The organism is Streptomyces plumbidurans (genome assembly GCF_019857225.1).
In the GTDB taxonomy this organism is placed as follows: Bacteria; Actinomycetota; Actinomycetes; order Streptomycetales; family Streptomycetaceae; genus Streptomyces; species Streptomyces plumbidurans.
In genome coordinates this window covers 13,794-37,030 of sequence record NZ_JAFJSY010000093.1, presented here as the reverse complement: position 1 = coordinate 37,030, position 23,237 = coordinate 13,794, and the positions used below count along the sequence as shown (strand labels likewise).

General features: G+C 70.3%; 22 protein-coding genes. 11 read left to right on the top strand and 11 right to left on the bottom strand.

The genetic code is table 11. The features are described 5' to 3' along the window. Positions 1–162: 162 nt before the first annotated feature. From JYK17_RS35705 to JYK17_RS35685, 5 genes are all read left to right on the top strand, one after another. Positions 163–822 (top strand): hypothetical protein, encoded by a 660-nt coding sequence (locus tag JYK17_RS35705; RefSeq protein ID WP_222812023.1) that lies wholly within the window; start codon positions 163–165, stop codon positions 820–822. Positions 823–895: 73 nt separating this feature from the next. Next, complete coding sequence (locus tag JYK17_RS35700; RefSeq protein ID WP_108011007.1) at positions 896–1,075, top strand: hypothetical protein; 180 nt, start codon at positions 896–898, stop codon at positions 1,073–1,075. Positions 1,076–1,181: 106 nt separating this feature from the next. Beyond that, complete coding sequence (locus tag JYK17_RS35695; RefSeq protein WP_108011009.1) at positions 1,182–1,613, top strand: BlaI/MecI/CopY family transcriptional regulator; 432 nt, start codon at positions 1,182–1,184, stop codon at positions 1,611–1,613. A gap of 9 nt (positions 1,614–1,622) precedes the next feature. Beyond that, a complete protein-coding gene (locus JYK17_RS35690; protein ID WP_108011011.1) occupies positions 1,623–2,174 on the top strand; it encodes an amino-acid N-acetyltransferase in 552 nt (183 codons plus the stop codon). A 273-nt stretch (positions 2,175–2,447) separates the two neighbouring features. Then, on the top strand, positions 2,448–2,783 hold the full coding sequence (locus JYK17_RS35685; protein WP_007498879.1) for a histone-like nucleoid-structuring protein Lsr2: 336 nt from the start codon (positions 2,448–2,450) through the stop codon (positions 2,781–2,783). A 7-nt stretch (positions 2,784–2,790) separates the two neighbouring features. Here the strand turns inward: JYK17_RS35685 and JYK17_RS35680 are convergent, their stop codons facing one another. Then, a complete protein-coding gene (locus tag JYK17_RS35680; RefSeq protein ID WP_222812022.1) occupies positions 2,791–3,405 on the bottom strand; it encodes an SCO3374 family protein in 615 nt (204 codons plus the stop codon). A 441-nt stretch (positions 3,406–3,846) separates the two neighbouring features. Between JYK17_RS35680 and JYK17_RS35675 the strand changes: the two genes are divergently transcribed. Beyond that, the gene (locus JYK17_RS35675; RefSeq protein ID WP_108011015.1) at positions 3,847–6,372 is read left to right on the top strand and encodes an ATP-dependent Clp protease ATP-binding subunit; all 2,526 of its coding nucleotides are present in this window, start codon (positions 3,847–3,849) and stop codon (positions 6,370–6,372) included. 77 nt (positions 6,373–6,449) lie between these two features. Here JYK17_RS35675 and JYK17_RS35670 read toward each other — a convergent pair whose 3' ends face one another. Beyond that, on the bottom strand, positions 6,450–7,049 hold the full coding sequence (locus JYK17_RS35670; protein WP_108011017.1) for an HAD family acid phosphatase: 600 nt from the start codon (positions 7,047–7,049) through the stop codon (positions 6,450–6,452). A 378-nt stretch (positions 7,050–7,427) separates the two neighbouring features. On the opposite strand from JYK17_RS35670, the gene JYK17_RS35665 reads away from it, so the two are divergent. Then, entirely contained in the window at positions 7,428–8,123 is a 696-nt protein-coding gene (locus JYK17_RS35665) for a M23 family metallopeptidase (protein ID WP_128802612.1), read from the top strand. A gap of 11 nt (positions 8,124–8,134) precedes the next feature. On the opposite strand, the gene JYK17_RS35660 is transcribed toward JYK17_RS35665, so the two are convergent. Beyond that, the gene (locus JYK17_RS35660) at positions 8,135–8,731 is read right to left on the bottom strand and encodes a TetR/AcrR family transcriptional regulator (protein WP_128802613.1); all 597 of its coding nucleotides are present in this window, start codon (positions 8,729–8,731) and stop codon (positions 8,135–8,137) included. Positions 8,732–8,909: 178 nt separating this feature from the next. On the opposite strand from JYK17_RS35660, the gene JYK17_RS35655 reads away from it, so the two are divergent. After that, positions 8,910–10,508, top strand: a complete 1,599-nt coding sequence (locus JYK17_RS35655) for an MDR family MFS transporter (protein ID WP_108011147.1) — start codon at positions 8,910–8,912, stop codon at positions 10,506–10,508. 96 nt (positions 10,509–10,604) lie between these two features. Here the strand turns inward: JYK17_RS35655 and cseC are convergent, their stop codons facing one another. The 5 genes from cseC to JYK17_RS35630 form a co-directional block, all read right to left on the bottom strand. Further along, positions 10,605–11,972 (bottom strand): two-component system sensor histidine kinase CseC, encoded by a 1,368-nt coding sequence (gene cseC, locus JYK17_RS35650; RefSeq protein WP_372465368.1) that lies wholly within the window; start codon positions 11,970–11,972, stop codon positions 10,605–10,607. After that, the gene (gene cseB, locus JYK17_RS35645; RefSeq protein WP_108011025.1) at positions 11,969–12,673 is read right to left on the bottom strand and encodes a two-component system response regulator CseB; all 705 of its coding nucleotides are present in this window, start codon (positions 12,671–12,673) and stop codon (positions 11,969–11,971) included. The genes cseC and cseB overlap by 4 nt, the downstream gene beginning before the upstream one ends. A gap of 87 nt (positions 12,674–12,760) precedes the next feature. After that, positions 12,761–13,414 carry a hypothetical protein gene (locus JYK17_RS35640; RefSeq protein ID WP_108011027.1) on the bottom strand — a complete coding sequence of 218 codons (654 nt, stop codon included), beginning with the start codon at positions 13,412–13,414 and terminating at the stop codon, positions 12,761–12,763. After that, complete coding sequence (locus tag JYK17_RS35635; protein ID WP_108011029.1) at positions 13,402–13,941, bottom strand: SigE family RNA polymerase sigma factor; 540 nt, start codon at positions 13,939–13,941, stop codon at positions 13,402–13,404. The genes JYK17_RS35640 and JYK17_RS35635 overlap by 13 nt, the downstream gene beginning before the upstream one ends. Positions 13,942–14,180: 239 nt before the next feature. Then, positions 14,181–15,116, bottom strand: a complete 936-nt coding sequence (locus JYK17_RS35630) for an HhH-GPD family protein (protein ID WP_128802614.1) — start codon at positions 15,114–15,116, stop codon at positions 14,181–14,183. 167 nt (positions 15,117–15,283) lie between these two features. Here JYK17_RS35630 and JYK17_RS35625 point away from each other — a divergent pair, with 167 nt between their 5' ends. Continuing rightward, positions 15,284–16,138 carry a hypothetical protein gene (locus JYK17_RS35625; protein WP_222812021.1) on the top strand — a complete coding sequence of 285 codons (855 nt, stop codon included), beginning with the start codon at positions 15,284–15,286 and terminating at the stop codon, positions 16,136–16,138. 65 nt (positions 16,139–16,203) lie between these two features. Here the strand turns inward: JYK17_RS35625 and disA are convergent, their stop codons facing one another. Both disA and radA read right to left on the bottom strand, forming a co-directional pair. After that, positions 16,204–17,328, bottom strand: coding sequence for a DNA integrity scanning diadenylate cyclase DisA (disA, locus tag JYK17_RS35620; protein ID WP_128802616.1), 1,125 nt, complete (start codon positions 17,326–17,328; stop codon positions 16,204–16,206). 81 nt (positions 17,329–17,409) lie between these two features. Further along, positions 17,410–18,819: a DNA repair protein RadA gene (radA, locus tag JYK17_RS35615; protein WP_108011037.1), complete on the bottom strand. Its 1,410-nt coding sequence runs from the start codon at positions 18,817–18,819 to the stop codon at positions 17,410–17,412. 219 nt (positions 18,820–19,038) lie between these two features. Here radA and JYK17_RS35610 point away from each other — a divergent pair, with 219 nt between their 5' ends. Next, entirely contained in the window at positions 19,039–20,736 is a 1,698-nt protein-coding gene (locus tag JYK17_RS35610) for a BACON domain-containing protein (protein ID WP_261996501.1), read from the top strand. Between the two features lie 549 nt (positions 20,737–21,285). Here JYK17_RS35610 and JYK17_RS35605 read toward each other — a convergent pair. After that, positions 21,286–22,134 (bottom strand): DUF3109 family protein, encoded by an 849-nt coding sequence (locus JYK17_RS35605; RefSeq protein WP_128802619.1) that lies wholly within the window; start codon positions 22,132–22,134, stop codon positions 21,286–21,288. 71 nt (positions 22,135–22,205) lie between these two features. Here JYK17_RS35605 and JYK17_RS35600 point away from each other — a divergent pair, with 71 nt between their 5' ends. Beyond that, on the top strand, positions 22,206–23,138 hold the full coding sequence (locus JYK17_RS35600; protein ID WP_108011042.1) for a Ppx/GppA family phosphatase: 933 nt from the start codon (positions 22,206–22,208) through the stop codon (positions 23,136–23,138). The last annotated feature ends 99 nt before the right edge of the window (positions 23,139–23,237 follow it).

Sequence of the window (23,237 nt, the reverse complement as noted above, 5' to 3'; positions counted from 1 at the left end):
CGGACCAGCCAGGCCCCGCGGACCAGCCAGGCCCCGCGGACTAACCAGACCCCGCGGACCAACCGGGTGGCGCGCTCGCGCCACACCCGCCCGTTATGTCAAGTTTGTCTGATTAGCGCGTAGTGTCGCCGCATGCCCACGCCATACGGATCCCGCGGCGGCATGGCGTTCGGCGCGGAGGAGCTGCGTGTGCTCCGCCGCGCTCTCGCCCTCGCCCTCAAGCCCGGCCCCACGCCCGCAGAGGACGTCAGGGACTGCCTGCGCCTCGCCGAGTCCCTGGACGAGGCGATGCGTGAGGGCGCCCGGCTGCGCGCCTTCCTGCTGGCCGACCTCGCGCGCTACCGCACCGCCCTGCCCGGCACGGCGACCGGCTATCTCACGCTCCTGGAGGAGGCGCTGGGGGCCGGATACCGCCCGCAGACCGACGATCTCGCCGCCCTGAGGGCCCTGCGCGGCAACCCGGCCGCCTCCGTCCTCCTGGGACGCTGCCGCATGCTCGCGGAACAGGACGCACGCGCCCCTCTCGCGCACGGTCCGGCCCGCAGGGCCCTCCCGACCGTCCCCGCCGCCCGCAGCCGCCTCACGGCCCTTCCCGGCGGCCTGAAGGGCGCGGGAGCGGAGCCCGCCGCGGCCAAGGAGCGGGATCCCGCGAAGAAGCCCGAGACGGAACCCGCCCGCAAGCCCGCCGCCCCCAAGCCGTCGCCCGCCCCGGCCGAGCCGAAGCCGGCCCGCCCGATCCCGACCCCGGGCGAGGTCTTCCCGCGCCGGAAGCCCACCCCGCCGCCCGCCTCCGGGCAGCGCCGGCACCTCGCCGCGGGCTGACGGGGCCCGTACCGCCAGGAATCCCCCAACCCCGCCCCGTCCGCCCCTTCGGCCCGTGGCTACTCTGGAAGGCATGGACTATTTCTCCGCGCTCGTGCCGCCGGTCGTCATGGCCGTGTTCTTCATCGGCGTGATCAGGGTGATGATCAAGACCCAGGGCGGGGCCAACAAGGCCAAGGAGGACGCGGCCGTCGACGCCGCGATCGCGCGCGCGGAGGGCGCCCGCCAGGGCTCCGCGAAGACCGACGGCTGACTCCTCCCCGGCTACGGCCTTTTTGTCCCCATTTGCTGATGCATGTGCCCGTCCGGCACGCGAATGGAGACATCTCCCACTATTGTGCTGAACTGTGCCTCGCCCATTGGGAGAACTCGAAGACGCGGTCATGACGCGGGTGTGGAAGTGGAACCGCCCGGTGACCGTCCGAGAAGTCCTGGAAGATCTTCAGCAGGAACGGTCCATCGCATACACCACGGTGATGACCGTTTTGGACAATCTCCATCAGAAGGGCTGGGTGCGCCGAGAGGCAGAAGGCAGGGCCTATCGATATGAGGCCGTCTCCACCCGCGCCGCCTACGCGGCGGCACTGATGAACGACGCCTGGGCGCAGAGCGACAACCCGGCAGCCGCCCTCGTCGCCTTCTTCGGGATGATGAGCGAGGAACAGCGCCTGGCCCTCAGAGACGCCGTACGCATGGTGCAAGGCCCGGAAACTTCCCAAGCTCCCTCCGATACCGCCGGCGAAAGTGCCGGTGAGAACCCCGGCTCGGCGCGGGAGGGTGACGGGCGATAGCGTCCGCACATGTCAGCAGAGAGTCGTGTAGGCCCCGAAGAGCCCGAAGTCAGTGCTAAAGCCATCACTGTCCGGCGGGCCCGTACCGGCGATGTCGCGGCGGTGCGCCGTCTCCTTGACACCTACGTCCGCGGCCGCATCCTGCTCGACAAAGCAACGGTGACGCTTTACGAGGACATCCAGGAGTTCTGGGTCGCCGAACGTGACGACAACGCCGAGGTGGTCGGCTGCGGCGCGCTGCACGTGATGTGGGAAGACCTCGCGGAAGTCCGCACTCTCGCGGTCAAGCCCGGCCTGAAGGGCGCCGGCGTCGGGCACCAGTTGCTGCAGAAGTTGCTGCACACCGCGCGCTGGCTGGGCGTTCGACGCGTTTTCTGTCTGACCTTCGAAGTGGACTTCTTCGCCAAGCACGGCTTCGTCGAGATCGGAGAGACACCCGTCGACACCGATGTCTACGCGGAGCTACTGCGTTCCTATGACGAGGGCGTAGCGGAGTTCCTCGGTCTCGAACGGGTGAAACCGAACACCTTGGGCAACAGCCGGATGCTTCTGCATCTGTGATCGCCGATGACCGCGGTGTATTCCGCGGGCGTGCCCAGGTTCCCTATGTCCGAAACGCGCACGTTTCCGGTCGGGGTGCCGTGTCCCTCTCGAGCTTGGTCCCCAACTCGGTCCCGCAGTCCGTCCCGAGGCCGGTCTCTCCGAAGGGTTTGTGTTTTTCCGGCAAAAGCGGTTTGCTTTCCGACGTACTGCAGTACTGCATATAACAGGGGACGGCGAAACGGCGGACGCCGCAGACCCCAGGTCCTCAAGTTATCGATGAAAGGAAATCCGGTGGCACAGAAGGTTCAGGTCCTTCTTGTCGACGACCTCGACGGCGGCGAGGCGGACGAGACCGTTACGTTCGCGTTGGACGGCAAGACGTACGAGATCGATCTCACGACTGCCAATGCGGACAAGCTCCGTGGCCTTCTCGAGCCTTACGTGAAGGGTGGTCGGCGTACCGGAGGTCGTGCTTCGGGCGGGCGTGGAAAGGCCCGCGCCGCTTCCGGCGGCAGCCAGGACACCGCGCAGATCCGCGCCTGGGCGAAGGAGAACGGATACGAGGTCAACGACCGCGGCCGTGTTCCCGCGTCCATCCGCGAGGCCTATGAGAAGGCAAACGCCTGATCGCCCATTACGGCAGGCGCAATGGGCGGAGGTCCGTGCGCCGCAGCCGCAGCCGGTGGCACTGCGTCGCCACCGTGTCCACGAGTCGTACGAGGTCGGGGGCGCCCCCACCGCCCCCCACGGCCGACAGCGTCGGCAGCGAGGCCTCGACCTCGCACCCAGGCTCGGGGGGTCGCAGCCATACGGCGGCCCCCTGCAGGGCGCCCGGGTCGCCCGGAGGCCGTAGACCGGCCGGCCCGCTCCCGAGGGGCAGCGGCGCGTCCATGACGCCGCCCTCGCCGGTCACGGCCAGATCCAGCGCGAGCGCGCCCCACTCCAGCCATTCCAGCAGCCCCGGCAGCTCCTCTGCGCTGCCCGCCGCCACCAGCAGCCGCATCCGGTCGCCCTGCAGCGCCACCGGAGAGGCCTGCGCGAGATGACGCAGAGCCGCCCGGCCCGCCTCGGCCGGGACGTCCAGGACGTCGAAGCGCTCGCCCACCCGCAGCCGTACCGGATCCACGGGGCGCTGCGCGGGTGCGGGCACCGTCGCCCAGCCCAGTTCGTTCTCGTACCACCCGCGGACCGGATCGGGGTGATCGAGCGGCCGACGGGGGAGCGGGACCGTGAGGAGGGTGCCAACCATGCCAAGTGCAACCGTCCGAACAGCCCCCGAGTTACGCTGGGTGGTCCGCTGAACGCGCTGAGTGCCGAAATCGGGGGCGTGAGGGGGCGCGGGGTGGTGCAAGGTTGTTCGCCCGTAGCGGAGGGAACCGGGCCGCGCGGCATGGAGTGTCAGTGACGGCGGGTAAGACATCCCTAGTGGGAGGGGGCGACACGCAGGACGGGACGTCTCGCGTTCGCCATCGGCGTACTGATGGTGGAGGTAACTGTCTGGCCTGCGGGAACATCGTCTCGCACCATCGGGTTGGAGCAGATGTCGGCGTTCGGGGTCAGGAGGCAGTGTTGGTTCTCGCACCGGTGTCGGCAGTTGGAATGAGCGGTCCCCGCTTGCGGGACTAAGCTGCGGAAGGACAGGGAGGGGAAGTTCCCCCCACTGCCTGACCGCTCTGAGGAGCGATTAACGATGTTCGAGAGGTTCACCGACCGCGCGCGGCGGGTTGTCGTCCTGGCTCAGGAAGAAGCCCGGATGCTCAACCACAACTACATCGGCACCGAGCACATCCTCCTGGGCCTGATCCACGAGGGTGAGGGTGTCGCCGCCAAGGCCCTTGAGAGCCTCGGGATTTCGCTCGAGGCGGTCCGCCAGCAGGTGGAGGAGATCATCGGCCAGGGCCAGCAGGCCCCGTCCGGGCACATCCCCTTCACCCCCCGTGCCAAGAAGGTCCTGGAGCTGTCGCTCCGCGAGGCCCTTCAGCTGGGCCACAACTACATCGGCACGGAGCACATCCTGCTCGGCCTGATCCGCGAGGGCGAGGGCGTCGCCGCCCAGGTCCTCGTGAAGCTGGGCGCCGATCTCAACCGGGTGCGGCAGCAGGTCATCCAGCTGCTCTCCGGCTACCAGGGCAAGGAGACCGCCGCCGCCGGCGGGCCTGCCGAGGGCACGCCCTCGACGTCCCTGGTCCTCGACCAGTTCGGCCGGAACCTCACCCAGGCCGCTCGTGAGTCCAAGCTCGACCCGGTCATCGGGCGCGAGAAGGAGATCGAGCGGGTCATGCAGGTGCTCTCCCGCCGTACGAAGAACAACCCGGTGCTCATCGGCGAGCCCGGCGTCGGCAAGACCGCCGTCGTCGAGGGCCTCGCCCAGGCCATCGTCAAGGGCGAGGTGCCCGAGACCCTCAAGGACAAGCACCTCTACACCCTGGACCTCGGCGCACTGGTCGCCGGCTCCCGCTACCGCGGTGACTTCGAGGAGCGCCTGAAGAAGGTGCTCAAGGAGATCCGCACCCGCGGCGACATCATCCTGTTCATCGACGAGCTGCACACGCTGGTCGGTGCGGGTGCCGCCGAGGGCGCCATCGACGCCGCCTCGATCCTGAAGCCGATGCTGGCCCGCGGTGAGCTGCAGACCATCGGCGCGACGACGCTGGACGAGTACCGCAAGCACCTGGAGAAGGACGCGGCCCTCGAGCGCCGCTTCCAGCCCATCCAGGTCGCCGAGCCGTCCCTGCCGCACACGATCGAGATCCTCAAGGGTCTGCGCGACCGCTACGAGGCCCACCACCGCGTCTCCATCACCGACGAGGCCCTCGTCCAGGCCGCCACCCTGGCCGACCGGTACATCTCGGACCGCTTCCTGCCGGACAAGGCGATCGACCTGATCGACGAGGCCGGCTCCAGGATGCGCATCCGCCGGATGACCGCGCCGCCGGACCTGCGCGAGTTCGACGAGAAGATCGCGGGCGTGCGCCGCGACAAGGAGTCCGCGATCGACTCGCAGGACTTCGAGAAGGCCGCCTCGCTGCGTGACAAGGAGAAGCAGCTCCTGGCCGCCAAGGCCAAGCGCGAGAAGGAGTGGAAGGCCGGCGACATGGACGTCGTCGCCGAGGTCGACGGCGAGCTGATCGCCGAGGTCCTCGCGACCGCCACCGGCATCCCGGTCTTCAAGCTGACCGAGGAGGAGTCCTCGCGTCTGCTGCGCATGGAGGACGAGCTCCACAAGCGGGTCATCGGCCAGGTCGACGCCGTCAAGGCGCTGTCGAAGGCGATCCGCCGTACGCGTGCCGGTCTGAAGGACCCGAAGCGCCCCGGTGGTTCGTTCATCTTCGCCGGCCCGTCCGGTGTCGGTAAGACCGAGCTGTCCAAGGCCCTCGCGGAGTTCCTCTTCGGTGACGAGGACGCGCTGATCTCCCTCGACATGTCGGAGTTCAGCGAGAAGCACACGGTCTCGCGCCTGTTCGGCTCGCCTCCCGGCTACGTGGGCTACGAAGAGGGCGGCCAGCTGACCGAGAAGGTCCGCCGCAAGCCGTTCTCCGTCGTGCTGTTCGACGAGGTCGAGAAGGCCCACCCGGACATCTTCAACTCGCTGCTGCAGATCCTGGAGGACGGTCGCCTGACCGACTCCCAGGGCCGGGTCGTGGACTTCAAGAACACGGTCATCATCATGACGACCAACCTCGGCACCCGGGACATCTCCAAGGGCTTCAACCTCGGCTTCGCGGCCTCGGGTGACAAGAAGTCCAACTACGAGCGCATGAAGAACAAGGTGTCGGACGAGCTCAAGCAGCACTTCCGTCCCGAGTTCCTCAACCGCGTCGACGACGTGGTCGTCTTCCCGCAGCTGACGCAGGAGGACATCCTCAAGATCGTCGACCTGATGATCGGCAAGGTCGACGAGCGCCTGAAGGACCGGGACATGGGCATCGAGCTCTCCCAGTCCGCCAAGGAGCTGCTGTCCAAGAAGGGTTACGACCCGGTGCTGGGTGCGCGTCCGCTGCGTCGCACCATCCAGCGCGAGGTCGAGGACTCGCTCTCGGAGAAGATCCTCTTCGGCGAGCTGCGTCCCGGCCACATCGTGGTCGTGGACACCGAGGGCGAGGGCGAGGCCCAGACCTTCACCTTCCGCGGCGAGGAGAAGTCGGCACTGCCGGACGTTCCGCCGATCGAGCAGGCGGCCGGCGGGGCCGGGCCGAATCTGAGCAAGGAGGCGTGACCCTTCGGGGACAGCGCTGAGGAGAGGGGCCGGTGCCTTCGGGCGCCGGCCCCTCTCGTATGTCCGCGGGGGCGGGGTTACGACAACTGGCCGTCGTAGTCCGGGAGTTTGAACGTCTTCTCGGCGTGGCCGCCCGACAGGTCGGTGGTGCTGTTGCCGATGTTGGCGATGATGTCGTAGCCCTTGTTCTCGATGTCGACGCGCTGGGCGGTCTTGTAGGCGGCGACGTCCTTGAAGAGGTCGAACAGGCCGCGGACGTAGAGGCCGGAGACCTCGTAGCCGTCGTGTTCGAGGTTCCACTCGGTGGGGGCCTCGATGATGCCCGGGCGTGCGGTGACGAAGAAGATCGAGACGCCGTGGTCCTGGGCGTACTCGGCGACGTTCAGGACCGGTTTGTTGGCCGGCTGCGGGTAGCTGAAGCCGAAGTCGGTCTCCAGCGTGGTGTTGTCGACGTCGAAGACGATCGCCTGCTTCTCGCCCGGCGTGGCCGCGGCGATGCGCTGCTTCAGATAGGGCAGGGCCTGGTCCATCACCGCCTGGCAGTCCTTCTGCCAGGTCGCGTAATCGACGTCCTCGCTGCTCGTCGCCGCGTCCGCGGGGGCGGCCAGTGCCACCAGGGCAGCGCTGGAGACTGCGGCGACCACTGCACGGCGTGCCCAGGGGCGTCGTCCTGTCATGGGTGGGGGGTCCTCTCGTCCGTATGCCGTTGTCTGGTGCATGTTCGGTGGCGAGGGTGGCACGAGAGGAACCGTAGGGTTACCGAGGGGTAGGTAGCCAGAGACGTGCATCACAAGTTCCGCTGCACATCGGGCGGTTGAAATCCGGAGCCCGGTGACATGCGGCACAGGCGAATTGTCCGTTACTACACGGAATAGTGGATGTGTGGGTATGGCAAAAGGGATTTTAACGGTGAGTAATGGGGTGAAGTACTAGCTTCCGTCGTAGATCACATGTTTTGGGTTGGGCGGGTCCCCGGGTTACCAAGGAATGGCCCACCCGGCCGCCGCATGTGTGTCGGGTGGACTTTTTCTGTCCCCGACTCCCCGAGGGTTGCTATGTCTTCGCGTGTCACGTCCCGCTTCACCCGTACGTCCCAGCTCCGCACCCGTGCCGCCGTTCTGGCCGCAGGACTGGGGGCATCGGTCGTGCTGGGTGCCGGGGTCGCGGCCGCTGCCGATGTCTCGTCCGCCTCCAGCACCGCGAGTGCCGTAGAGGCGCAGGCCGCCGCGCAGGCCAAGGCCGCCAAGTCCGCCGCCGTCGCGAAGGCGAAGGCGCAGGCGGTCGCGAAGAAGAAGGCCGCCGCCAAGAAGGCCGCGGCCGCCAAGAAGGCCGCCTCCTGGATGCACCCGGTCAAGAAGTACTCGCTGACCGCGAAGTTCGACCAGGCCGGCGGCATGTGGATGCACAAGCACAGCGGGCAGGACTTCGCCGTGCCGACCGGCACCAACGTCGTCGCCGCGCACGGCGGCACCGTCGTCAAGGCCGGCGGCAACGGCGCCGGCGACGGCCCCGCGTACGGCAACGCCATCGTCATCAAGCACGGCAACGGGACCTACTCGCAGTACGCCCACCTGTCGCGCATCGACGTGCACATCGGCCAGGTCGTCGCCACCGGCCAGCACATAGCGCTGTCCGGCAACACCGGCAACACCAGCGGCCCCCACCTGCACTTCGAGATCCGCAAGACCCCGAACTACGGCTCGGCCATCGACCCGGTCTCCTTCCTGCGGGCCAAGGGCCTGAGCCTCTAGTACGCCTTCGCCTACGGCGAGTTGGTGGCCCGGTGCGCCTGGGTCACCAGATCGGTGGCGACCTCGAGCACGGCCTTGCGCTTGATCTCGGGGTCGCCCTCCAGGTCGTTGAGGGCGAACATCCCGGCGTGCAGCGTGAACATCGCGCTGACGCAGCGCACCTGGTCGATCAGCTCGGAGTCCGGGTCGATGAGGATGTCGCGCATGCCCATCATGCGATTGCGGAATATCTCGCCGATGCGCAGTTCCTTCACCGTCGCCTGGTTCTCCTGCATGAAGCGGAAGAGCGGGGTCGCGCCCGCCAGCGTCTCGCTGTAGCGGCGGATGATCTCCTGCTTGGTCTCCAGCGTCTGCGGCTGCGCCTTGCCCCACTCGATCAGGCCCACTATCGGCTCGGACAGATCCTCGAAGATGCTGACGAGGATCTCTTCCTTGGTCTTGAAGTGGTAGTACAGCGCGGCCTTGGTGACATCGAGGCGCTCGGCGATCTCGCGCAGGGACGTCTTCTCGTAGCCCTGCTCCGCGAAGAGTTCGAGGGCCACGTCCTGGATGCGCTGGCGCGTGTTTCCGCGGCGCTGCTGTTTGGTGCCGTCCATGGTGACGCCCATCCTCGTACTCCTCGCGCTCACACGGAAACTTACTTGCCGCCCGACTAGAAAACTTACTTGACGCCCGGCAAGTAAGTAGTCTAACTTCTCCCAGTGTAGACAGCTAGCCGGGCGGCAAGTAAGTGGCTGACCCGGGGGGATGCGGGAAGTTTCAAGAGTTTTCAGGGGAGTGGGCACCATGGCGGACACACAGACGGTCGAGACCAAGCCAGACAAAAACGAGGCCAAGCCGGACAAGAAACCGAGGAGCGTACGGGTCGTCCTGCTCGCGCTCATGATCACCATGATGCTCGCGATGCTCGACAACATGATCGTGGGTACGGCGATGCCGACGATCGTGGGCGAGCTCGGCGGACTGGAGCATCTGTCGTGGGTGGTGACGGCGTACACACTGGCCACCGCGGCGGCCACCCCGATCTGGGGCAAGCTCGGTGACATGTACGGCCGCAAGGCCACCTTCATGACCTCGATCGTGATCTTCCTGATCGGGTCCGCGCTCAGCGGCATGGCCCAGAACATGGGCCAGCTCATCGGCTTCCGGGCCGTGCAGGGCCTCGGCGCCGGCGGTCTGATGGTCGGCGTCATGGCGATCATCGGCGACCTGATCCCGCCGCGTGAGCGCGGCAAGTACCAGGGCATGATGGCCGGCGTGATGGCGCTGGCGATGATCGGCGGTCCGCTGGTCGGCGGCACCATCACCGACAACTGGGGCTGGCGCTGGTCGTTCTACATCAACCTGCCGCTCGGAATCTTCGCGTTCGGTCTGATCAGCGTGGTGCTGCACCTGCCGAAGAAGCGGTCCAAGGCGGGCATCGACTACCTCGGTGTCGTGCTGCTGACCGTCGGCATCACCGCGATCGTGCTGGTCACCACCTGGGGCGGCACGCAGTACGCCTGGACGTCCGCGCGGATCATGGAGCTCATCGGCATCGGCGTGGCCTCCCTGATCGGGTTCGTGTTCTGGCAGACCAAGGCCGCCGAGCCGGTCGTACCGCTGCACATCTTCCGCAGCCGCAACTTCACGCTGATGTCGCTCATCGGCTTCATCACCGGCTTCGTGATGTTCGGTGCGACGCTGTTCCTGCCGCTGTACCAGCAGTCGGTGCAGGGCGCGTCCGCGACCAACTCCGGTCTGCTGCTGCTGCCGATGCTCGGCGCGATGCTGGTCACCTCCATGGTGGCCGGGCGGGTGACCACGAACACCGGCAAGTACAAGGTGTTCCCGGTCGTCGGCAGCACGCTGATGATCGTCGGCCTGTATCTGCTGTCCACGATGGACACGGGGACCTCGCGGTTCACGTCCGGTGTGTTCATGGCCGTGGTCGGTCTCGGCATGGGCTGCCTGATGCAGATCACCATGCTGGTCGCGCAGAACAGCGTCGAGATGAAGGACATGGGCGTCGCCTCCTCGTCGACCACCCTGTTCCGTACGCTCGGCTCCTCCTTCGGCGTCGCGATCATGGGCGCGCTGTTCAACAACCGGGTCCAGGACGTCATGTCCCAGCGGGCCGGTTCGCTGGGCTCGAAGATCACCGAGAAGTCGGCGCAGCTGGACGCGAAGAGCCTGGAGAAGCTGCCGGCCGTGGCGCGTGAGGCGTACCAGCACGCGGTGTCCGCGGGTGTGCACTCGGCCTTCCTGCTCGGTTCGATCGTGGCCGTGGGCGCGCTGATCGCGGCGGTGTTCGTGAAGGAGGTCACGCTGCGCGGGGCCGGACCGGCCGCACCCAAGACGGGCGAGGACGAGGGCGCACCGGCGCCGGTCGTCGAAGCCGTGTGATCTTTCGACCGTGAGCCGAAGGCCCCCCGGATGGTGTCCGCCCCGGGGGGCCTTCTTCATGCGCCCGAACCGTGTGTGCGGGCGTAGGTGAAGTGGTTACGGCAGCATCGGATAGCTGCCCGTGTTCGTCGGGGCGTGTTCCGGTAGCCACAGGACCGCTACCGCGCCCTCCGAGGGGACGTCGTCGGGGGCGCCTGCGGGGCGGATGTTGCGGAAGGTGAGGCGGGCGCCCAGGACGCGGGCCTGGCCCGCGGCGATGGTGAGGCCCAGGCCGTGGCCGTGGCCCGCGCGGTCGGTGCTGCCGGTGCGGAAGCGGCTCGGGCCGTCGGCGAGGAGGTCGGCGGGGAAGCCGGGGCCGTGGTCGCGGACGCGGATGACGCGGCCCTCGACGGTGACCTGGATCGGCGGCTTGCCGTGCCGGGTGGCGTTGGCGAGGAGGTTGAACAGGACCCGCTCAAGACGCCGGGGATCGGTCGTCACCATCGACTCGTGCACCACCCGTACCTCGACGGCCGGGTCCTTCGCCGCCACCCGCCGGGAGACGAACTCGCCGAGGATGATGTCCTGCAGCTCGGCCCGCTCGGAGGCCCCGTCCAGGCGGGCCACCTCCAGCACGTCCTCGACCAGGGTGCGCATGGCCTTCGCGCGGTCCAGGACCAGCTCGGTGGGGCGCCCGGGCGGCAGCAGTTCGGCCGCCGTCAGCAGCCCGGTGACCGGGGTGCGCAGCTCGTGCGCGATGTCCGCGGTGACCCGGCGCTCGGCCTCCAGACGCTGCTGCAGGGCGTCCGCCATGGCGTCCACGGCACGCGCCAGATCGTCGGTCTCGTCGCGTACGACCCCGCCGATGGCGTCCCGCACCCGTACGTCCGACTCGCCCCTGGCGACCTGGTTGGCCGCGGCCGCCGCCTTGCGCAGCCGGCGCGAGAGCTGGCCGCCGATGAGCACGCCCAGCGCGCTGCCGCCGAGGACGACCGCGATGGAGCCGATCACCAGGGCCTGGTCGAGGTCCTTGAGGATGACCGTGCTGCGGTCGGTGAAGCCGGTGTGCAGCGACAGGATGTGCCCGTCCTTGACCGGTACGGCCGCCCAGATGTCCGGCACACCGTCGCGTCCGTCGGCCACATACGTCGCCCGGCGGCCCTCCCGGACCTTCGCCCGCAGCGCCGGGGGCAGCCGGGGGTCGTCGAGCTTGACGTTCGGGAAGTTCGGCCGGTTGGACAGCTCGTAGCTGCGCTGGGCGATCTGGACGCGCTCGTCGGCGAGATCGCGCGCGTTGTCCAGCATCGAGACCCGGGCCGCGTTGTGCACGACCAGGCTGAGCGCGATCGCCACCAGCGCGCCGACCAGGGCGATGGCCGCGCTGAGCTTCCACCTCAGGCCCGTACGGATGCCCGTGCCGCCCGCCGCGTCGGCACTGCTCGGGCGCCCCAATGTCCCCCGCATGTCCCTGGTGTCCCCGCTCAGGCCTTCAACTTGTAGCCGAAGCCGCGGACCGTCTCGATCCGGTCCTGGCCGATCTTCGTACGCAGCCGCTGGACATGGACGTCCACCACGCGGGTGTCGCCGCCCCAGCCGTAGTCCCACACCCGCTCCAGCAGCTTGTCGCGGGAGAGGACCGTGCCGGGCGCGGAGGAGAACTCCAGCAGCAGCCGCATCTCGGTCGGCGTCAGCGCCACCGTCTGCCCGGCCCGGCGCACCTCCATGCCCTCGGTGTCGATCTCCAGGTCGCCGAAGGTCAGCACGCCGCCGCTCATCGCGGCGTCCCCCTCGTCGCCCTTCTCGCCGCCGCTCGCGTGCCCGAAGCGCCGCAGCACCGCACGGATCCGGGCGACCAGCACGGCACCGTCGAACGGCTTGGTCACATAGTCGTCGGCGCCCGCCTCCAGGCCCAGCACGACGTCGATCGAGTCGGCCCGGGCGGAGAGCATGATCACCGGCACGGTCGACTCGTCGCGGATACGGCGGCACAGACTCACCCCGTCGAGGCCGGGCACCATGACGTCGAGCAGCGCGATGTCGGGGCGGTCCGCCCGGAACGACTCCAGGCCGGACAGCCCGTCGGGCATCGCGGTGACCGCGAAGCCGTCCCGCTCCAGGGCGAGCTGGGTGGCCTCGCGGATGACGTCGTCGTCCTCGACGAACAGGACATGGGTCTGGTCTGCCATCCCGGTGCTCTCAGTTCTCGTATGGGTCGTGGCGTGCGTGCGGCCGGCGGCCCCCGCCGGTGGATCGGTGCGAGCGGCCCGGACGGTTCACTGCGCCGCCGACGGCGAGGGCGTCGCCCCGCCCCCGACGGCGTTGCTGTAGTCGTTGCGCGTGTTGTACCGCTTGAGGAAGCGACCCGCCGTCCAGCTGTACGTCGTCACGATCTCGCCGGACGGACTCGACACCGGGTCACCCTTCTCGTACACCTGCTTGGTCACCACCAGGTCGCCGCGGTCGATCTCCGCGTAGACCGGGGGTTCCTCGGCCTTGAACACATTCTCGTACCGACCGCCGTCCTCGCGATACACATACGAGCCGAGGCCGACCGCGTCACCGCAGGTCAGCACATTCACCACTATGTCGTCGGACGATCCTCCGGTCAGTTCGCCGTAGGACACGTCGACCGGGTACTCGTCGGCGACGCACGGCTTGAGATCGCGCTTGACCTCCGCCGAGACCCTCGGGTCGTCCTTGACCAGCTTGACCGCGTCCACCCGTGCGGGGGCCTTCGAGGGGCTGGGCGTGGGGGAGACGGCCGCGCCCGCCACCGAGTCGGAGGCCGGGTGCGCCGGGCCCTCGTCACGGGCGCCGGTGCCGCCGGTGGCGCAGGCGGAGACGAAAAGGGCAAGGGCGGCGAGCACGGCCACCGCCGTGAACGCCGCCTGCAAGGTCCCTCGGCCCGAGTCCGTCAGACCGCGCAACGCTCCTGCTCCCCACGCTCCAGCGCACGTGCGTCCAGATCGCGGCTCTCCAGCTCCTCACGGAGCCGGGCGAGCGCCCGGTGCAGCGTGCTCTTGACCGTTCCCGCCGACATTCCGAGGGCGGCGGCGGTCTCCTCCGTCGACATCTGCTCCCAGTGTCGCAGGACGACGACGCTTCGCTGCTTGGGTGCCAGAACCTTCATGATGTCCATCAGCAGGGCGCGGTCCGCGTGCTGCTCGGTGGAGTCGTCGACCGAGGCGTCCGGCAGCTGCTCGGTCGGGACCTCCTCCAGCTTCCGCGCGCGCCACCACTCGGTACGGGTGTTGATCATCACCCGGCGCAGATAGGCGTCGGCGAGGCGCTTGTCCGCGATGCCGTCCCAGCGGTGGTACGTCCGCACCAGCGCCGTCTGCAGCAGGTCCTGGGCGTCCACCGGGTCCGGGACCAGCCGGCGGGCGCTGCGCAGCAGCGCGTCCTGCCGGGTGCGGACGTACTCCTCGAACTCGAGCACCTCTCCCTGCGCCATGCCAACCGCCTCCCGATCCCCGTTCCCGACCGGCCCCTCGCCGTCGGTTTCTTCCTTGTGCGAAAGAAGCTACGGAGGCGTTGTCACGGCGTTGTCCGAAGCAGCCCGCGGCTGGCAATCGGCTGTCCGTCGGTTGTGTAACGAACGTAGGAACGGGGTAAGCACGCGCACCGAAGTGCGGCGTTTCAGGGGGATTTGGAGCGCAGGCGGGCTGTGATGGGCCGTGAGGTTGCGGCGCCCTACGTCGACGGAAGGCGATACAGACCGCCCGGCAGCGGCTCCACGAGACCGTCCGAGACGAGCCCGTCGAGCGCTCGCGCGCGCTGCACCGGCTCGTGCCACACCCGGTCCAGGACCGCCTGCGGCACGGGCCGATGGGCCTCGCGCAGCACGGCGAGCAGCTTGCCCCGCACCTGACGGTCGGTGCCCGCGTACGTCTGCCCCCGCCGCGGCGGACCCTCGTGCGCGGGCTTGCCCGCGAGCCGCCAGGCGCACTGCACGGCGATCGGACAGCGGTGGCAGGACTCGTTCTTGGCGGTGCACACGAGCGCGCCGAGCTCCATCGAGGCGGCGGCCCAGCGCGAGGCCGTGCTCTCGTCCTCGGGCAACAGGGCGCGGGCCAGCTTGCGTTCGGCGGCGGTGGTGGCGTTCGGCGGGTACTGGACGCCGGTGACGGCGCGCGCGAAGACCCGGCGGACATTGGTGTCGAGCACCGCGTGCCGCTGGCCGTAGGCGAAGGAGGCGACCGCCGCGGCCGTGTACTCCCCGATGCCGGGCAGCGCCAGGAGCTGGGAGTGGTCGGTCGGTACGTCGCCGCCGTGCCGTTCCGTTATGGCGACGGCGGCGCCGTGCAGTCTGAGGGCGCGGCGCGGGTAGCCGAGCCGGCCCCAGGCGCGGACCGCCTCGCCGGGGGCCTCCTTGGCCAGGTCGGCGGGGCGCGGCCAGCGGGCCAGCCACTGCTCGTAGACGGGCAGGACGCGGCTGACGGGGGTCTGCTGGAGCATGAACTCGCTGACCATCACCCCCCAGGCGCCGGCCTGTGGGAGCCGCCAGGGCAGCTCCCTGGCGTGCTCGTCGAACCAGTCGATGACGGGGGAGTGGAGGCCCTCGCCGGGAGGTGGCCCCGCGGGGCCGTCGGCGGGGCTGCTGTGCGGAGGCTTCGTTGGCGCAGTCATGGCGCCTTCGATCCTGCCACGGCGGCGGGTGGTTGGGCCGTCGTGCCACCCGCGGTGCGTCGCACGAACTCCGACGATGTGCGGACCGGGATGATGATCCGGAAAAGTTGAGCCCCCGGCGGCGGGTGTGGCAAGCGAACGCGCCGATCTCTCGTACAGTTTGCGCCGTGGGATCTCTGCGTAATCCTGTCGGGCCGCTTCCCTCCTCCATCTACTGGCGCCGGAGGGCCGTACTCGTGTCTGTGGCCGCCTTGTTGGCGCTGCTGATCACCTGGATCGTCACCTCGGGCGGTGGCGGCGGCAAGAAGGACGACCAGTCGAACGGCAAGTCTCCCGCGCCCACGATCAGTGCGGGGCCGTCGGGTTCGGGTCCCGCGATCAGTCAAGCGCCGGGCGGACGCGACGAGTCGAGCGGCGCGGGCTCCAGCGGGGCTGGTTCCGGGGGCGGTTCGGGATCCTCCGGCGGCTCGGCGGGCGGTTCCGGGGGCAGCGCCGGGGACGGAAGCGGTTCCGGTGCCGGAACGGGAGGTTCCGAAGGTGCGGGGGGCGGCGGCGCGGCCGGTACCGGCTCCGGCGTCGGGGTCGGCGACAGCGACACGGTCGCGGGCGGTTCCACGCTGCCCAACTGCTCCGCGAGTGCGGTGCGGTTGAGCGTACGCAGCCTGCACAACACCTACTCGCCCGGCCAGACGCCCACCCTGCTGCTGACCGCCGCGAACACCTCCGCCTACGACTGCAAGATCGATCTCGGCCCGAAGAGCGCGGTGTTGACGATCACGCAGGCCGGCAGCGACGACGACTACTGGTCCTCCGCCGACTGCCCCAAGGGCTCGGGCCACCTGGTCTTCCGGGCGCCCGCCGACACCAGCATCACCTACACGCTGAAGTGGAACCGCAAGCCCAGCGCCCCCGAGTGCGCCACACCTCCGGCGGGATCCGCCAAGGCCGGCACCTACCTGGTGGAGGTGGCGGCACCCGGGTTCACGAAGGCGCAGACGTCGTTCCTGCTGAAGGCGGACTGAGGGGCGTACGGGGGCGGGGGCGCGCCGAGCGCCGTCCACCGGGGCGGAAGCGTCCCCGGCGGTCCTCAGACGTACCGCTCCAGGATCGACGACTCCGCCAGCCTCGAAAGGCCCTCGCGCACGCTGCGCGCACGGGCCTCGCCCACGCCGTCGACGGTCTGCAGATCGTCGACGCTGGCGGCGAGCAGCTTCTGCAGGCCGCCGAAGTGCTCCACGAGACGGTCGATGATGGCGCCCGGCAGCCGCGGCACCTTGGCCAGCAGCCTGAAGCCGCGCGGCGAGACCGCGGAGTCCAGCGTCTCCGGAGCTCCCGTGTAGCCCAACGCCCGTGCCACCGTGGGCAGTTCCAGGAGCTCGGCGTGGGTGAGCGCGTCGAGTTCGTAGAGCGCCTCGTCGACCGTGCGGGAGCGCTTGGCGGTGGGCTCGGGGACGTAGTCCCGGACCACCAGCTCGCGCTCGGGTTCCACGCCCGCGATCAACTCGTCGAGCTGCAGGGCGAGCAGGCGGCCGTCCGTGCCCAGTTCGACCACGTATTCAGCGATTTCGGTGGCGATACGGCGCACCATCTCAAGGCGCTGCGCCACCGCCGAGACGTCCCGGACCGTCACCAGGTCCTCGATCTCCAGTGCCGACAGCGTGCCCGCGACCTCGTCCAGGCGGAGCTTGTAGCGCTCCAGGGTCGCGAGGGCCTGGTTGGCGCGGGAGAGGATCGCCGCGGAGTCCTCCAGGACGCGGCGCTGGCCGTCGACGTAGAGGGCGATCAGGCGCATGGACTGCGACACCGAGACGACCGGGAAGCCGACCTGCTTGCTGACCCGGTCCGCCGTGCGGTGGCGGGTGCCCGTCTCCTCGGTCGGGATCGTCGCGTCGGGCAGGAACTGCACGCCCGCCCGCAGGATCTTCGACAGGTCGGAGTTCAGCACGATGCCGCCGTCGAGCTTGCACAGCTCGCGCAGGCGGGTGGCCGTGAACTCGACGTCCAGCACGAAGCCGCCCGTGCACATGGACTCGACGGTCTTGTCGAAGCCGAGCACGACGAGACCGCCGGTGTTGCCGCGGAGTACCCGCTCGAGCCCGTCGCGCAGTGCCGTGCCGGGTGCCACGGCGCTCAGTGAGGCGCGCATCAGGCCATCGGCACCGGAACTCCCACCGGATTTTCCGGGAGCTGCTGCCCGGTCGTTGGCTGCCACTGCACTCCTCCGGTCGCAGGTTCTGGGGCGCCCCCGTATCGCACACTCTGTTCGGACGGACGGGCGAGACCTGGGCAAAGTCTACCGGCGGTCCTCCTCGTCCCGCGGGGCCTCTCGGCGACGGGAGCGCGGAAGGACCCGCAGAGCGTCTCCTATGTCGGCGACTTCCAGGACCTTCATGCCGGGAGGGATCTTGCCGGGGTCGCCCGGAACGAGCGCGTGGGTGAAGCCCAGGCGGTGCGCCTCGGCGAGCCGGCGCTGCACGCCCGTGACCCGTCTGACCTCGCCCGCGAGGCCGACCTCGCCGATCGCGACCAGGTTCTTCGGCAGTGGGGTGTCGCTCGCGGCCGAGGCCAGCGCGAGGGCCACGGCGAGGTCGGCGGCGGGCTCCGAGAGCTTCACGCCGCCGACCGTCGCGGAGTAGATGTCCCGCTTGCCGAGCGCGGTGATCCGGCCGCGCTGCTCCAGGACGGCCAGCATCATCGAGACGCGGGAGGTCTCCAGGCCCGAGGTCGTGCGGCGCGGGGAGGGGATCTGCGAGTCGACGGTGAGCGCCTGGACCTCGGCGACCAGGGGGCGGCGGCCCTCCAGCGTGACCGTCAGACAGGTGCCGGGGACCGGTTCATCACGTCTGGTCAGGAAAAGTCCGCTCGGGTCGGTAAGGCCCGTGATGCCCTCGTCGTGCAGTTCGAAGCAGCCGACCTCGTCCGTGGTGCCGTAGCGGTTCTTGACGCCACGCACCAGGCGCAGGCGCGCGTGCCGGTCGCCCTCGAAACTGAGGACGACGTCCACCAGGTGCTCCAGCAGGCGCGGCCCGGCGATGGCGCCGTCCTTGGTGACGTGGCCCACCAGGAGGGTGGACATGCCGCGCTCCTTGGAGGCGCGGATGAGCGCCCCGGCGACCTCGCGGACCTGGGACATGCCGCCGGGGGCGCCGTCGATCTCCGGGGAGGCGACGGTCTGCACGGAGTCCAGGACGAGCAGCGAGGGCTTCACCGCGTCCAAGTGGCCGAGGACGGTGGCCAGATCGGTCTCGGCGGCGAGATACAGATGGTCGTCGATGGCCCCGATGCGGTCGGCGCGCAGCCGCACCTGGCTCGCCGACTCCTCACCCGTGACATACAGCGTGCGGTGCTCGTCGCTCGCCGCCTTGGCCGCCACGTCCAGCAGGAGCGTCGACTTGCCGACGCCGGGCTCGCCCGCGACCAGCACCACCGCGCCGGGCACCAGACCGCCGCCGAGCACCCGGTCCAGCTCCGGAACCCCGGTGCTGCGGGCGGTGGCCTGGCGGCCGTCGACCTGGCCGATGGGCACGGCGGAGGTGGTGACGCGCCCCGGCGCCGTCGTACGCACCGCGGGCGCGCCGTATTCGTCGATCGTCCCCCAGGCCTGGCACTCGGGGCAGCGACCGAGCCACTTGGCCGTCTGCCAGCCGCATTCCTTGCAGCGGTAGGACGGACGGTCCTTGGTGGTCTTGGTGCGGGCAGCCATGTCGAGAACCGTAACCGAGGCCACTGACAACGCCCCGCGGCGCGGAGGATCCCGGACCGCGCCGCCTTCTCTCGCGCCGTGAACAAGCCATCACCGACTCGAACCGGCCACGGAACGAACCGTTCCTGTCCCCGATTGAGGGATCGTTTCACCCGTACGGATTAAAAGTGCTCAAGGGGGAAGAAGGGGCCATCCCGAGCCGCCTACGGTCCACGGGTGATGAGCAGCAGTTCGGAGACCTCGCCCCGTATCACCGGCGCACACCGGGCGCGCCGGGAGGCACGCGACCGCGCCGCGGCGCGCACGCTGGCGCAGCGGCCGCCCGAGCGCCACGAGCCCTATCTCGACGGGCTGTTCACCTACTGCCTGTCCGTGCTGTGCGACCACGACGCGGCCACCGCGGCCCTCGGCGACGCCCTCGCGCTCGCCGAGCGGCGCCGGGGTCCGGACGCTGCGGGGGATCGCCGGGCCTGGCTGTACGCGCTGGCCCGCTGGTCGTGTCTGCGCAAGCTGGCCGAGGCCAAGCAGAAACGTCAGGGCACGCACGCGGCGGGCCGCACGGGCGGCGCCGAGCGGCAGCACCCGGACAGCCCGCCCGTCGCCGAGGAGGTCCAGGAGCAGCGGGGGCGCGAACTGGCCCTGCTCGCCTGGCCGGAGGCCGCCGGCACCACTCCGGAGCAGCGCGAGGCGCTCGAACTCGCCGTGCGCCACCACCTCGCCGCCCACGAGGTCGCCGCCGTGCTGGGCCTGGACCTGGCCACCGCGCGCGAACTGCTGGCCTCCGCGGCCTGCGAGGTCGAGCGCACGCGCGCGGCGCTCGCGGTCGTCGAGGCGGGCGGCTGCCCGGGGGTGGCCCGGCTCACCGGGGACAACCAGCTGGTGCTCAGCTCCGCCCTGCGCAGGGAGCTCGTCCGGCACGTCGACGACTGCCCCCGGTGCCGCCGCAGCGCCGAGCGCGCCATCCCCGGGCGCTGGCCCGGCGCGATGGTCACCCCGGCCGAACTGCCGGTTTTGGAGGCGCCCCGCGCGCTCCTGCACCGGGCGATCGCGCACCATCCACGCGCGCGTGGCGTCGCCGTACCGCGGTTCGACCGGCGCGGCTTCCCGATGGACCCCAAGGACCGCGCCGCCCGCAGGGACCGGCTACGCGCGCGTGCCGTCACCACCACGGTCGTCGCGACCGTCGTGGCCGCCCCGGTGCTCGCGCTGTGGGCCGCCTACCGCGGCGAACCGGCCGGCGAGGGCGCGGACGGCCGCTCCGCCACCGCCAGCGAGGCGCACGGACCCGGCAGCCTCGACGGCGAGGCGGCGGGCGGCGGCTACGAGAACGCCGGCAACGCCAGCGACAAGCCGGGCGGCCGCTTCGGCAAGGGCAACGCCCCGGACGTCTCCGTGGAGGTCGTCAGCGTCGCCGGCACCGGACGCAAGGGCAGCGGCCATCTCGACGTCTCGGCCGGCAACAGCGGCGACACCACACTCGTCACGCTCGCCGCGACCGGACCTGCGCCGGTGCACTGGTCCGCGTCCACCGGAGCCTCCTGGCTCTATCTGAGCCAGTCCTCGGGAACGCTCAGGCCCGGCCACTCGTTGACGATCAAGGTGTACGTCGACCACCTGCGCGAGCCCTCCGGCCCCTGGAGGGCCCGAGTCGCCGTCGCACCGGCCGGCGCCGTGATCTCCATCGAGGGCTACGGCAACGCCCCCGCCCCCGGCTCCTCATCCCCGAGCACCCCGTCAACCCCGCCGACCTCCCCGGACCCGGACCCCACCCCGACCGCCCCAACTTCCTCAAACCCCCCGTCGAGCCCCCCACCCTCGTCCTCGTCCCCGTCTCCAACCGACCCCACCCCGACGGCGCCGACAAGCTCGACCCCACCGCCTTCGGACAGCGGGGACCCGAGTCCGTCGCAGTCGTGAGCGGACGACTCGGGGGGATGGGGCCCTCCGGGCGGGAGCGGGGCACTGAGCGCGCACCGGACGCGGGGCGGGCGGGGATCGGGGGTGCGGGCGGTTCCGGTCGACCGGACTCACCGGGCTCACCGGGTGCGGCGGGGCCGGCAGGCGACGAGTTCGGCGCGGTGGCCTTCCGGCAGCGGGGATCCGAGCCTCACGCAGTCGTGAGCGGACACCTCGGGCGGATAGGGCCCTCCGGGCGGACGCGGGGCCCCTGGAGGGAGCCGGAGCCTGGTCGGGCGCGGCTGGCGCGGACGACGGGTGCGGACGGTCCTAGCCGATCGGGTCCGGATGGCGTGTCAGCAACCGGCGAGCTCGGCCCTGCCCTACGTCGGCGGCGACCCGAGCCGCACGCCGCCGCGAGCGAACACTTAGAGCGGATGGGGCCCTCCGGGCGGGAGTCGTCCCCGGGCCGGGCGCCGAATCCTGCATGGGCGCCGGGCCCTGATCGGGAGTTGTGCCCTGGACGGCCCCCGCCCCCAGCGCGGGCGCAGCTTCCAGCTGCGGGCAGCCCTACGCGACCGGGTCCGCCGGATGCGGTGCCACCAGCGGTAGTTGGGCGGCCAGGCGCTGTTCGCAGAGTTCCACCAGGCGGTCGTAGCCTGCCTTGCCCATCAGTTCGGTCAGCTCTGCGCGGTAGGAGATGTACACCGGGTCGCCCGCGCCGTGGGCCGAGGTTGCCGAGGTGCACCACCAGTGCAGGTCGTGGCCGCCCGGGCCCCAGCCCCTGCGGTCGTACTCGCCGATCGAGACCTGCAGTACGCGGGTGTCGTCGGGCCGGTCGATCCAGTCGTAGGTCCGGCGCACCGGCAGCTGCCAGCAGACGTCCGGCTTGGTCTCCAGCGGCTCCCGGCCCTCCTTCAGGGCCAGGATGTGCAGCGAGCAGCCCGCGCCGCCCGCGAACCCGGGGCGGTTCTGGAAGATGCAGGAGCCCTGGAAGGGGCGGGTCTGGCGGTCGCCGTCCTCGTCCTCGGAGACCCAGCCGTGCTCCATGCCCTCGTCATGGTGCTGCCAGATCTCCGGGGTGAGCCTCGCCACATGCCCGGCGACGCGCTTCTCGTCGTCCTCGTCGGAGAAGTGGGCACCGAGCGTGCAGCACCCGTCGTCCGCGCGGCCCGCCTGGATGCCCTGGCAGCCGCTGCCGAAGATGCAGTTCCAGCGGGAGGTCAGCCATGTCAGATCGCACCGGAAGACCTGCTCGTCGTCCGCCGGATCAGGGAACTCCACCCATGCGCGCGCGAAATCGAGGCCCTTCTCGTCGGCTTCCAGGTCCTTCTTCGACTGCTTCGCCGTCCTGGCCGGCTTCACCTTCGAAGAGCCCTTGGCGGACTTGTCCTTCTTCGCCGTTTTCGTCTTTGGCACGGAACCAGCCTACGGCTCCCGAGGCACCGTCCCCTACGGAGGAGCGCCCAGCTGGCAGTAGCGTTCCGTACATGAGACTCGGTGTCCTCGACGTGGGATCGAACACGGTGCATCTGCTGGTGGTGGACGCGCACCCGGGCGCACGCCCGCTGCCCGCGCACTCGCACAAGGAGGAACTGCGCCTCGCCCAGATCCTCGACACCCGCGGGGCGATCGACCCCGACGGCGTCGGAAAGCTGATCGACGTCGTCAAGGAGTGCATGCAGGCGGCCGAGGACAAGGGCGTCGAGGACCTGATCTGCTTCGCCACCTCCGCCGTGCGCGAGGCCAGCAACGCCGACGACGTCCTGACGCGCGTGCGCGAGGACACCGGCGCCGAGCTGCAGGTCCTCACAGGCGAGGAGGAGGCCCGGCTGACCTTCCTCGCCGCCCGCCGCTGGTTCGGCTGGTCCGCGGGCAAGCTGCTGGTGCTGGACATCGGCGGCGGCTCCCTGGAGATCGCCTACGGCATCGACGAGGAGCCCGACGCCGCGGTCTCCCTGCCGCTCGGCGCGGGCCGGCTGACCGCCGCCTGGCTTCCCGGCGACCCTCCCGACCCGGACTCGATACGTGCCCTGCGCCGCCATGTGCGGGCCCAGATCGCCCGCACGGTGGGCGAGTTCACCCGCTTCGGCACCCCCGACCACGTGGTCGCCACCTCCAAGACCTTCCGGCAGCTGGCCCGTATCGCGGGCGCCGCACGCTCCACCGAGGGCCTGTACGTCCAGCGGGAGCTGAAGCGCGAGTCCCTGGAGGCGTGGGTCCCCAGGCTGGCCGGGATGACGGCGGCCCAGCGCGCCGAACTCCCGGGCGTGTCCGAGGGGCGCGCGGGCCAGCTCCTCGCCGGCGCCCTGGTGGCCGAGGGCGCCATGGACCTGTTCGGCGTGGACAAGCTCGAGATCTGTCCCTGGGCGCTGCGCGAGGGCGTCATCCTGCGGCACCTGGATCACATGGGGTCGATGTAGCGCCCGAAGGGGCGCGGGCAACAGCGCGAGCGCCGGCTGCGAGCGGCACTCCTCTATGGCGAACCTCACAACGGCGCAGAGGCGTCCCTCGGCAGCCAA

Coding starts and splice junctions, on each gene's coding strand:
- JYK17_RS35705 (WP_222812023.1), top strand. CDS start 163: ATGGCGTTCGGCGCGGAGGAGCTGCGTGTGCTCCGCCGCGCTCTCGCC.
- JYK17_RS35700 (WP_108011007.1), top strand. CDS start 896: ATGGACTATTTCTCCGCGCTCGTGCCGCCGGTCGTCATGGCCGTGTTC.
- JYK17_RS35690 (WP_108011011.1), top strand. CDS start 1,623: ATGTCAGCAGAGAGTCGTGTAGGCCCCGAAGAGCCCGAAGTCAGTGCT.
- JYK17_RS35680 (WP_222812022.1), bottom strand. CDS start 3,405: ATGGTTGGCACCCTCCTCACGGTCCCGCTCCCCCGTCGGCCGCTCGAT.
- JYK17_RS35675 (WP_108011015.1), top strand. CDS start 3,847: ATGTTCGAGAGGTTCACCGACCGCGCGCGGCGGGTTGTCGTCCTGGCT.
- JYK17_RS35670 (WP_108011017.1), bottom strand. CDS start 7,049: ATGACAGGACGACGCCCCTGGGCACGCCGTGCAGTGGTCGCCGCAGTC.
- JYK17_RS35665 (WP_128802612.1), top strand. CDS start 7,428: ATGTCTTCGCGTGTCACGTCCCGCTTCACCCGTACGTCCCAGCTCCGC.
- JYK17_RS35660 (WP_128802613.1), bottom strand. CDS start 8,731: ATGGGCGTCACCATGGACGGCACCAAACAGCAGCGCCGCGGAAACACG.
- JYK17_RS35655 (WP_108011147.1), top strand. CDS start 8,910: ATGGCGGACACACAGACGGTCGAGACCAAGCCAGACAAAAACGAGGCC.
- cseB (WP_108011025.1), bottom strand. CDS start 12,673: ATGGCAGACCAGACCCATGTCCTGTTCGTCGAGGACGACGACGTCATC.
- JYK17_RS35635 (WP_108011029.1), bottom strand. CDS start 13,941: ATGGCGCAGGGAGAGGTGCTCGAGTTCGAGGAGTACGTCCGCACCCGG.
- JYK17_RS35630 (WP_128802614.1), bottom strand. CDS start 15,116: ATGACTGCGCCAACGAAGCCTCCGCACAGCAGCCCCGCCGACGGCCCC.
- radA (WP_108011037.1), bottom strand. CDS start 18,819: ATGGCTGCCCGCACCAAGACCACCAAGGACCGTCCGTCCTACCGCTGC.
- JYK17_RS35610 (WP_261996501.1), top strand. CDS start 19,039: ATGAGCAGCAGTTCGGAGACCTCGCCCCGTATCACCGGCGCACACCGG.
- JYK17_RS35600 (WP_108011042.1), top strand. CDS start 22,206: ATGAGACTCGGTGTCCTCGACGTGGGATCGAACACGGTGCATCTGCTG.